Source organism: Moorena sp. SIO4E2 (genome assembly GCF_010671945.1).
Taxonomy (GTDB): Bacteria; Cyanobacteriota; Cyanobacteriia; order Cyanobacteriales; family Coleofasciculaceae; genus Moorena; species Moorena producens.
On the sequence record NZ_JAAHIE010001247.1, the window covers coordinates 1 to 1,355 of the forward strand.

The 1,355-nt window shown below is 47.3% G+C and carries 1 protein-coding gene; it reads right to left on the reverse strand.

What is annotated here, in order from left to right; all coding sequences use genetic code 11:
• Positions 1-279: immunoglobulin domain-containing protein (locus tag F6K37_RS42620; RefSeq protein WP_287257248.1), on the reverse strand; the 279-nt coding region annotated here is incomplete at its 3' end.
• Between the last annotated feature and the right edge of the window lie 1,076 nt (positions 280-1,355).

The following is a 1,355-nucleotide window of genomic DNA, read 5'->3' on the forward strand; positions in this document are numbered from 1 at the left end:
AAGAAAACGACCGCACAATCCAAGGGAGTTATAAGCTAGGCAGATAGCGAGTTCAATGGTGTAGGCACCCATGCCACCCAATATAGCAGTTCTCAATTGGGTTCGGGAATCGGGAATCGGGAATCGGAACCCACCCCTAACCCCTCCCAGGAGGGGAACGGGAATCGGGAATCGGGAATCGGGAATTGGGAATCGGGAATCGGAACCCACCCCTAACCCCTCCCAGGAGGGGAACGGGAATCGGGAATCGGGAATCGGGAATCGGGAATCGGAACCCACCCCTAACCCCTCCCAGGAGGGGAACGGGAATCGGGAATCGGGAATCGGGAATCGGGAATCGGGAATCGGGAATCGGGAATCGGGAAAAACTCCTGTATAGCTAGCTTTGGGTAGAAATTGTAATTTTAAGTAATGACAGTCCTAAAGCTTACAGTTCCAGGATTAAGAGTACCCACAAGGGTACTGTTAAAACCTGAAAAAGCAACGAAACTAGAGGAAGTTGAAGAGTTCTAAACTACAGCAATTTCAGGATTCAGTCTAGGTCTAACGGGCTAGTTGAAAAGCTACCCTTGCCAGCTATCAGCTATCAGCTGTCAGCTATCAGCTATCAGCTAATGCGCTATAGGCATAAGCTGACGGCACCTCAAGTAGCGTAGCCTACGGCCAAAGGCTGACAGCTGACAGCTGAATGCTTACAGTCAATCACTAAGTCAATCACTAACTAATCTGAGGAAATTAGAAATGAAAGAGTTCAATACATTAAGCCTAATGCTAATTATTTATCTGGTTATTTTTGTTAGTATCAGTCCTAGAGAAGCCAATAATTTTATTCAATTTATCCATGAAGCTTGGTAATTGGTAATAGGCAGAAGTGTTGCCTAGGGAACAGAAGATTGTCGGGATAGGGGTAAGATGGGGACTTAAGAGTCTTGGTGGGTAAATCCTGTGGGAGAGCCACCATTGAAAATTTGCTGCATAATTCTTGGTGGTTAGCCAGATAAGTTTATAGGTAAGCATTCCGCTATCAGCCATTAGCCATCAGCATTCAGCTATCAGTTATTGGCCAAGGCCAAGGGTGAGCCTTGGCCGTTGGCCACGCTACGCGAACGGCTGACGGCTGACGGCTGACGGCTGACGGCTGACGGCTGAATGCTTACGTTTATAGATACTTAAAAATCGGCTATTAGCCCTCAGCATTCAGCAGGTATTGCCTTAGAGGATATCTCCCAAGTTTTTTGATACTGAATTTTGCCCCCCTAGCCCCCCAACTTTGGGGGGAACAAGAGTCAATTTGCTTCTAAAAGTCCCCCAAAATTGGGGGACCAACGGGGGCTTGGATGTAGCAAATGAGACTT